The sequence below is a fragment of the Pseudomonas plecoglossicida NBRC 103162 = DSM 15088 genome (genome assembly GCF_000730665.1).
GTDB classification, from domain to species: domain Bacteria; phylum Pseudomonadota; class Gammaproteobacteria; order Pseudomonadales; family Pseudomonadaceae; genus Aquipseudomonas; species Aquipseudomonas plecoglossicida.
Map to the genome: position 1 here is coordinate 1 of NZ_BBIV01000075.1, position 8,314 is coordinate 8,314.

Below are 8,314 nucleotides of genomic sequence, written 5' to 3' on the forward strand. Positions count from 1 at the left end.
CGCTCGATCTCGAACGCGCCAAAAATCCCCCGTCGAACCTTTGCAGGGCATTTTCTTACATCCTGCAACGCTCTAGCTCACAGCCCCCGCCCGATCCTCTGCCATACTCCGCCGTACACAGTTTGAAATAGTCGCCCGATTGAATCCGTGCGAACTGCCCCTTATATACCCCGCATACGCAACAACTCATCCGCCAGGAGAACGTAACAACCATGATGCGCATTCTGTTGTTTGTAGCCACCAACCTCGCGGTGGTGCTGGTTGCAAGCATTACCCTGAGCCTGTTCGGCTTCAACGGGATCATGGCCGCCAACGGGGTTGATCTCAACCTCAGCAGCCTGCTCGTGTTCTGCGCAGTGTTCGGCTTCGCCGGCTCGCTGGTCTCGCTGTTCATCTCCAAGTGGATGGCGAAGATGACCACCGGCACCCAGATCATCAGCCAACCGCGCACCCGCCACGAGCAGTGGCTGTTGCAGACAGTCGAGGAGCTGTCGCGCGAGGCGGGCATCAAGATGCCTGAAGTGGGTATCTTCCCGGCTTACGAGGCCAACGCCTTTGCCACCGGCTGGAACCGCAACGACGCCCTGGTAGCCGTTTCCCAGGGCCTGCTGGAGCGCTTCTCGCCCGATGAAGTACGCGCCGTGCTGGCCCACGAGATCGGCCACGTGGCCAACGGTGACATGGTCACCCTGGCGCTGGTGCAAGGCGTGGTGAACACCTTCGTGATGTTCTTCGCCCGCATCATCGGCAACTTCGTCGACAAGGTGATCTTCAAGAACGAAGAAGGCCAGGGTATCGCCTACTACGTGGCGACCATCGTCGCCGAGCTGGTGCTGGGCATCCTCGCCAGCATGATCGTGATGTGGTTCTCGCGCCGCCGCGAGTACCGCGCCGACGAAGCCGGCGCCCAGCTGGCCGGTACCGCCGCGATGATCGGCGCCCTGCAGCGCCTGCGCGTGGAACAGGGCCTGCCGGTGCACATGCCTGACACCATGAAGGCCTTCGGCATCAACGGCGGCCTCAAGCATGGCCTCGCTGGCCTGCTGATGAGCCACCCGCCGCTGGAAGAGCGGATTGAGGCGCTGCGCCGCCGCGGTTGATCCTTCAGGCAAAAAGAAAGGGCGACTTCGGTCGCCCTTTTTGTTTGTCTGTTCGGGCCCTATCGCCGGCATCAGAACTGCAAGCGATACACCCGCTCGACCAGGCTCTTCACTCCGGCCTCCAGAAACTTCGGGCTTTCCTCGATCACTTCCCGCACCTGCAGCTCCTCCACCTGCCAACCGGCAAACCCACGCCGCACTTCTTCATCCGGCACTGAAAACGGTGGCCCCGCCAACAGCTCCTGTTGATAGTCCAAGGTCACCAGCAGACCGTTACAGGAAGGCAGCAGTTGCGAAAGCGAACGCATGTAGTCGCTTCGCATCTCTTGCGGCAAAGCGATCAACGCCGCCCGGTCATACAACCCGGTACAGTCGGCTACATCCTCGGCGCGCAAGGCGAAGAAATCCCCGCACCACAGCTCTACCTCGCCACTGCGCCAGACCTCGAACACCCCCTGCTGCGAAACCTGGGCCTGCAGCCCTTGCTCCTTGAAAAAATCCTCCACCGCCCGCCGCGACAGCTCGACGCCCAGCACGCGATGCCCCTGCCCCGCCAGCCAGGCCAGGTCCAGGCTCTTGCCGCACAACGGCACCAGCACCCGGCTTCCAGGCGCCAGGCCAAGCGCAGGCCAGTAGCGCTGCAGATAGGGATTGGCCTGGGCCTGGTGAAAACCGATCTGGTTGTCGGCCCACTTTCGATGCCAGAACGCCGGCTCCATGTTTCCTCCTGGTTTTTCGATGAGTTGAGCAAAAATCTTATATTGGAAGTCGATCGATAACTGATCGAAGATGACTGCATCTTAACCCTCAGGACTTCACCATGCTGCCCAGCCTGTTCATTTCTCACGGTTCCCCCATGCTTGCCCTGCAGCCCGGCGCCAGCGGGCCGGCGCTGGCCGGGCTGGCCAATGCGCTGGGGCGACCGAAGGCGATCGTGGTGGTTTCGGCGCACTGGGAAAGCCGCGAGCTGCTGGTGACCGCCAGCCCGATGCCCGAAACCTGGCATGACTTCTACGGTTTTCCAGCGGCACTGTATGCCGTGCAATACCCCGCACCTGGCCAACCCCAACTGGCGGTGAACGTCAGCGAGCGGCTGAATGCCGCCGGCCTGCCGGCACGCCTGGATGCCCAGCGGCCCTTCGACCATGGCGCCTGGGTGCCGATGTCGTTGATGTACCCCGATGCGAGCATCCCACTGATCCAGGTGTCGCTGCCCAGCCAGCTGGGGCCGCAATTGCAGCTCAAGGTAGGCCAGGCACTGGCCGGGCTGCGTGAGGAGGGTGTCCTGCTGGTGGGGTCCGGGAGCATTACCCATAACCTGGGCGAGCTTGACTGGCATGCCGGGCCGGAGGTGATCGAGCCCTGGGCGCTGGCGTTTCGGGATTGGGTGGTGGAGAAGCTGGGCGAGGATGACCGGGCTGCGTTGCTGGACTTCAAGCGGCAGGCGCCGTTTGCGTTGCGCAACCATCCGAGTGATGAGCATTTCCTGCCGCTGTTCTTTGCCCTTGGGGCAGGAGGCGAGTTTGGCGTCGTGCACCAGGGGTTTACCCTGGGGGCACTGGGGATGGACATCTATCGGTTCGACTGAAAGGCCCTATCGCCGGCAAGCCGGCTCCTACAGGAGCTGGCTTGCCAGCCATGAGGCCGGAGCAGGCAAAAAAATCCCCGACCTAGGCCGGGGATTTTTTCATTGCGCCAGGATCAATCCTCGCGGTACCGACGCAGCTTCAGCTGCTTGCCAGCCACGCGGGTGTCCTTGAGCTTGGTCAGCAGACGCTCCAGGCCATCTTCCGGCAGCTCGATCAGGCTGAAGCTGTCGCGTACCTGGATACGGCCGATGGCGTCACGCGCCAGGCCACCCTCGTTGAGGATCGCGCCCAGCAGGTTCTTGGCAGCGATACCATCACGGGCACCCAGGGCGGTACGGCAACGCACGCGGCCTTCAGCCAGTGGCATCGGCGCACGACGCTCGCGATCGCGGTCACCACCCTCGCGGCGCTCGCCACGGTCAGCGCGTTCAGTGCGCTCGCCACGCGGGGCGAAGCTTGGCACCAGCGGCTGCTCGCGCTCTACCGCTGCCAGGTCCAGCGCCTGGCCATTGGTGGCCTTGCGCAGCAGGGCCGAAGCCAGGGCACGGGCGCTGCAGCCCAGGTCAGCGGTCAGGCGGTCGAACAGCTCGCCATGGGTGGCTTCTGCTTCGGCTACCAGCGGCGCCAGGCTCGAGGTCAGCTTCTTGATGCGCGCATCCAGCACAGCCTGGGCATTCGGCAGGCGTGCTTCGGCAACCTTCTGCCCGGTCACGCGCTCGATCACTTGCAGCATGCGGCGCTCACGCGGGGTGACCAGCAGCAGTGCACGGCCTTCGCGACCGGCACGGCCGGTACGGCCGATACGGTGCACGTAGGACTCCGGGTCGTACGGCATGTCCACGTTGAACACGTGGGTGATGCGCGGTACGTCCAGGCCACGGGCGGCGACGTCGGTGGCGACGACGATGTCCAGGCGGCCATCCTTGAGCGAGTCGATGACGCGCTCACGCTGGTTCTGGGCGATGTCACCGTTCAGCGCGGCAGCCTTGTAGCCCTTGGCTTCCAGCGCGGCGGCCAGGTCCAGGGTGGCTTGCTTGGTACGCACGAAGGCGATCAGCGCGTCGAACTCTTCGACTTCCAGCAGACGCAGCACGGCCGGGATCTTCTGGTCGGCGTGGACCATCAGGTGAGCCTGGTCGATCGCGGTGACGGTCTGGGTCTTGCTCTGGATCTTGACGTGCTTGGGCTCGCGCAGGTGACGTTCGGCGATCGAGCGGATCGACGACGGCAGGGTGGCAGAGAACAGCACGGTCTGGCGCGAGGCCGGGATGGCATCGAAGATCACTTCGAGGTCGTCCATGAAGCCCAGCTTGAGCATTTCGTCCGCTTCGTCCAGTACCAGGTACTGCACGGTGGACAGGACTTTCTCGTCACGACGCAGGTGGTCGCACAGACGGCCCGGGGTAGCGACGACGATTTGCGCGCCGTTGCGAATGGCACGCAGTTGTGGGCCCATCGGGGCACCACCGTAGACGGCCACGACATTCACGCCTGGCATCTGCTTGGCGTAGGTTTCGAAAGCGGTAGCTACTTGCAGCGCCAACTCACGGGTTGGCGCCAGGATCAGGGCTTGCGGTTCGCGCTTGCTCACATCGATCTTGTTGAGGATCGGCAGGGCGAAGGCAGCGGTCTTGCCGGTGCCAGTCTGCGCCTGGCCGATCATGTCGTGACCGGCGAGGATGATCGGGATCGATTGTTGCTGAATGGCGGACGGCTCTTCATAGCCGGTCGCCAGAACGGCGGCAACAATATTCGGATTGAGATCGAGAGCGGCGAAGCCGCCGGTTTCCTGGGTCATGGGTCTGCCTCTAGGTGCATCCGCAAAGACCCATGCTCCAAAGCTGCACATGCCTTGAAAGACCGTGAGGTCACCCAGGCAGCTTTGGCGGCGGGGATTTGCGAAAACGATTGAAAAAGAAAACTTGGGAAGGTCCGCCTAGCGGACGTGCAGCCGAAGCTGGACTCGGAGGATTTGCACCACCTGATTTTGAGGTCCGCTAAAAGACCGGCGCGTACTATACCCGAATTAACAGAAGGCAGTGAGGAAAATTTTCTTGGCGAGAGGCCAGTACGGGGCCATCAGCGATCGCGGGCTGAATCGTTATTTCGTTTGCGATAGGGCCATTGGCCACGAAACAGCCCTTCAGGTAGCCGGTCGAATCTCCCGGATCAACCCTTCCAGGCCATACCCCAACCGCGGCGCCAGCGCCTCGGCCCGCGCCTGCACACCATCCAGGTCCAGCACCTGGTCCAGGTCCGCCGGCACCAGCAGGATGACGTTGCCCTCCTTCACCGGCAGCTCCCAATAATGCCGGTGGTACAACCCGCGCAACAACGCCGCGCCCAGGGGCCTGCCGTCGTCGCCGGCCCACTGGTTGATCACCAGCCAGCCACCGGGGTTGAGCTGCTTCTGGCAGTTTTCCAGGAAGGTCCACGCCAGGTGGCCGACGCCCGGCCCGTGATCGGTGTAAAGGTCGACGAACAACAGGTCGGCCTTCTCCGCCGTGGGCAACAGTTCCAGCGCATCGCCGATGCGCACATACAGCCGCGGGTCATCGTCCAGGCCCAGGTATTCCATGGCCAGGCGCGGTACATCGGCGCGCAACTCGATGGCCTCGATGTCGTCGAGCGGCAGGAACTTCATGCACGCCTGGGTCAGGGTACCGGCTCCAAGGCCCAGGAACAGCGCGCTTTCCGGTTGCGCATGGCACAGCGCACCGACCAGCATGGCGCGGGTATAGTCGTACTCCAGCCAGCTGGGGTCGGCGGTGAACACGCAGCTCTGCTCGATGGCATCGCCGAACTCGAGGAAGCGGTAGTCTTCCACCTCGTACACGCTGATCACGCCAAAGGCATCCTCGACCCGAGCCAGCAGCCGCTCTTCCCGCTCCGTCGCCATGTACCTGCCACCTGCCCACGCAAAACGCGCATTGTCCGCCAACACCCCCGATGCAACAAGCTCAGCGGCAACTGTTACCATGGCAGGCATGCCCAAACCGACAATACCGAGCCTGTGATGAACCGACCGTGGAGCCCTGACAGCTGGCGTGCCCTGCCGATCCAGCAGCAACCGACCTACCCCGATGCCGAGCACCTGCTCAAGGTCGAGCAGACCCTGGCCAGCTACCCGCCGCTGGTGTTCGCCGGTGAAGCGCGCGAGCTGCGCCGGCAGTTCGCCGAGGTCACCGAAGGCCGCGCCTTCCTGTTGCAGGGCGGCGACTGCGCAGAAAGCTTCGCCGAGTTCTCGGCGGCGAAGATCCGCGACACCTTCAAGGTGCTGCTACAGATGGCCATCGTCATGACCTTCGCCGCCGGCTGCCCGGTGGTCAAGGTCGGGCGCATGGCCGGGCAGTTCGCCAAACCGCGCTCTTCAGGCGACGAGACCATCGGCAACGTCACCCTGCCGGCCTACCGTGGCGACATCGTCAACGGCATCGGCTTCGACGAGAAAAGCCGCATACCGGACCCGGACCGCCTGCTGCAGGCCTATCACCAGTCCACCGCCAGCCTCAACCTGCTGCGCGCCTTCGCCCAGGGCGGCTTTGCCGACCTGCACCAGGTGCACAAGTGGAACCTGGACTTCATCGCCAACTCGGCGCTGGCCGACAAGTACCACCAGCTGGCCAACCGCATCGACGAAACCCTCGCCTTCATGCGCGCCTGCGGTCTGGACAGCGCCCCGCAACTGCGCGAAACCAGCTTCTTCACCGCCCACGAGGCATTGCTGCTCAACTACGAAGAAGCCTTCGTGCGCCAGGACAGCCTGACGGGCGACTACTACGACTGTTCGGCGCACATGCTGTGGATCGGCGACCGTACCCGCCAGCTCGATGGCGCCCATGTCGAGTTCCTGCGCGGGGTGCACAATCCGATCGGGGTCAAGGTCGGGCCGAGCATGAACCCTGAAGAGCTGATCCGCCTGATCGACACGCTCAATCCGGACAACGCCCCGGGCCGGCTCAACCTGATCGTGCGCATGGGTGCCGGCAAGGTCGGCGAGCACTTGCCAGGGCTGATCCGCAGCGTCGAGCGTGAGGGACGCAAGGTGCTGTGGAGCTCGGACCCGATGCACGGCAACACCATCAAGGCCAGCAGCGGCTACAAGACCCGCGACTTCGCGCAGATCCTCGATGAGGTGAAGCAGTTCTTCCAGGTGCACCAGGCCGAAGGCAGCCATGCCGGCGGCATCCATATCGAAATGACCGGGCAGAACGTCACCGAATGCATCGGCGGCGCCCGGCCGATCACCGAAGATGCACTGTCGGACCGCTATCACACCCACTGCGACCCACGCATGAATGCCGACCAGTCGCTGGAGCTGGCCTTCCTGATCGCCGAGACCCTCAAGCAAGTACGGCGCTGAGCAACGCCTGGCGCAACTGGCTGCCCTCCTGGCGAGGGCAGTTCAGTTGCACGCGCTCAAGCCCCAGCCACTGGGCCAGGCGCAGCAGCTCCAGGGCCAACGCCTGATAGCCTGCCTCGCCCAATCCATCTGCCTCGGCATGCACGGCATGCACCGCCAGTTGCCCCAAGGCACGCTCGGCACGCAAATCCACGCGCGCCGCGATGCGCCCGGCGAACAGAAATGGCAGCACGTAATAGCCGTACACGCGCTTGTGAGCGGGCGTGTAGATCTCCAGTCGGTAGCGGAAATCGAACAAACGCTCTGTGCGGTTGCGCTCCCAGACCAATGAATCGAAGGGCGACAGCAAGGCGCTGGTGTCGATTCGTCGGGGAATGCGTGGCGTACCTGCGCAGTAGGCGGGTTGCTTCCAGCCTTGCACCTGAACCACTTGTAAACGGCCATCGCCGACCAGTTCAGCCAGTGCCGCCCTGCCCTGCTCGGGCTCCAGGCGGAAATAGTCGCGCAGGTCGCGCTCGGTCGCCACACCCAAGGCCGTGGCGGCGTGCAGCATCAGGCCCTGATGGGCTTCGGCCTCGCTGGGCAGGGGCTGATCCAGAATCGCCCGCGACAGCACCTTGTCCGGCACATCGTAGAGCCGCTCGAAGCCACGACGCCCCGCCACCGTCACCTCGCCTGCGGCGAACAGCCATTCCAGTGCATGCTTTTCTTCACTCCAGTCCCACCAGGGGCCGGCCCGTTCCTGGCGCGTCGACAGGCTGCCGGCGCCCAGGGCGCCCTGTTCGCGCACGGCTGACAGTACGCGGGCGATCACGTCCTGGCGTTCGCGGCCGAACTGTGCGAGCTGGCGGTAGATGCCACGGCCATCGGCAGCGTGGGCCATGCGCCAGCGCAGCAATGGGTAGAGGCTCAGCGGCAGCAGCGAGGCTTCGTGGCCCCAGTATTCGAACAGGTGGCGTTGCCGGCCACGGCCCCAGGCGAGCTGGTCGAGCATGTCGGGGGAGTATCCGCCCAGCCGGGAGAACAGCGGCAAGTAGTGAGAGCGGACCAGGACATTGACGGAATCGATCTGCAACACGCCAAGGCGTTGCAGCATGCGCTTGAGGACAGGCAGCGTCGGTGGGAATTGGGGCTGTTTGCCGAAGCCCTGAGCGGACAACGCCAGGCGCCGGGCCTGGCTGATGGACAGGTTGAGGGGCAATGGTCGTACCTCCCTGCAGGTCTGTTGTCCCTCTAGTGTCTTCAATGGCCCTATCGCCGGC

The 8,314-nt window shown here is 64.1% G+C and carries 7 protein-coding genes; 3 read left to right on the top strand and 4 right to left on the bottom strand.

Annotated elements, in window-relative coordinates:
- The first annotated feature begins 212 nt into the window (after positions 1-212).
- Entirely contained in the window at positions 213-1,100 is an 888-nt protein-coding gene (gene htpX / locus PPL01S_RS23855; protein WP_016391927.1) for a protease HtpX, read from the top strand.
- 71 nt (positions 1,101-1,171) lie between these two features.
- Here htpX and PPL01S_RS23860 read toward each other — a convergent pair whose 3' ends face one another.
- Positions 1,172-1,819, bottom strand: coding sequence for a thiopurine S-methyltransferase (locus tag PPL01S_RS23860; RefSeq protein WP_016391928.1), 648 nt, complete (start codon positions 1,817-1,819; stop codon positions 1,172-1,174).
- Positions 1,820-1,920: 101 nt separating this feature from the next.
- Here PPL01S_RS23860 and PPL01S_RS23865 point away from each other — a divergent pair, with 101 nt between their 5' ends.
- On the top strand, positions 1,921-2,688 hold the full coding sequence (locus PPL01S_RS23865) for a DODA-type extradiol aromatic ring-opening family dioxygenase (protein ID WP_016391929.1): 768 nt from the start codon (positions 1,921-1,923) through the stop codon (positions 2,686-2,688).
- Between the two features lie 113 nt (positions 2,689-2,801).
- On the opposite strand, the gene PPL01S_RS23870 is transcribed toward PPL01S_RS23865, so the two are convergent.
- Together PPL01S_RS23870 and PPL01S_RS23875 are read right to left on the bottom strand one after the other, a co-directional pair.
- Complete coding sequence (locus tag PPL01S_RS23870) at positions 2,802-4,487, bottom strand: DEAD/DEAH box helicase (RefSeq protein WP_016391930.1); 1,686 nt, start codon at positions 4,485-4,487, stop codon at positions 2,802-2,804.
- Between the two features lie 345 nt (positions 4,488-4,832).
- Positions 4,833-5,588, bottom strand: a complete 756-nt coding sequence (locus PPL01S_RS23875) for a spermidine synthase (RefSeq protein WP_016391931.1) — start codon at positions 5,586-5,588, stop codon at positions 4,833-4,835.
- 117 nt (positions 5,589-5,705) lie between these two features.
- Here PPL01S_RS23875 and PPL01S_RS23880 point away from each other — a divergent pair, with 117 nt between their 5' ends.
- Entirely contained in the window at positions 5,706-7,052 is a 1,347-nt protein-coding gene (locus PPL01S_RS23880) for a class II 3-deoxy-7-phosphoheptulonate synthase (RefSeq protein ID WP_016391932.1), read from the top strand.
- Here the strand turns inward: PPL01S_RS23880 and PPL01S_RS23885 are convergent.
- Complete coding sequence (locus PPL01S_RS23885) at positions 7,033-8,253, bottom strand: winged helix-turn-helix domain-containing protein (protein WP_028626095.1); 1,221 nt, start codon at positions 8,251-8,253, stop codon at positions 7,033-7,035. The genes PPL01S_RS23880 and PPL01S_RS23885 overlap by 20 nt on opposite strands.
- Between the last annotated feature and the right edge of the window lie 61 nt (positions 8,254-8,314).

Excerpts from the sequence above, each read along its gene's own strand:
- PPL01S_RS23860 (WP_016391928.1), bottom strand. The coding sequence starts at position 1,819 with ATGGAGCCGGCGTTCTGGCATCGAAAGTGGGCCGACAACCAGATCGGT.
- PPL01S_RS23865 (WP_016391929.1), top strand. The coding sequence starts at position 1,921 with ATGCTGCCCAGCCTGTTCATTTCTCACGGTTCCCCCATGCTTGCCCTG.
- htpX (WP_016391927.1), top strand. The coding sequence starts at position 213 with ATGATGCGCATTCTGTTGTTTGTAGCCACCAACCTCGCGGTGGTGCTG.
- PPL01S_RS23880 (WP_016391932.1), top strand. The coding sequence starts at position 5,706 with ATGAACCGACCGTGGAGCCCTGACAGCTGGCGTGCCCTGCCGATCCAG.
- PPL01S_RS23870 (WP_016391930.1), bottom strand. The coding sequence starts at position 4,487 with ATGACCCAGGAAACCGGCGGCTTCGCCGCTCTCGATCTCAATCCGAAT.
- PPL01S_RS23875 (WP_016391931.1), bottom strand. The coding sequence starts at position 5,588 with ATGGCGACGGAGCGGGAAGAGCGGCTGCTGGCTCGGGTCGAGGATGCC.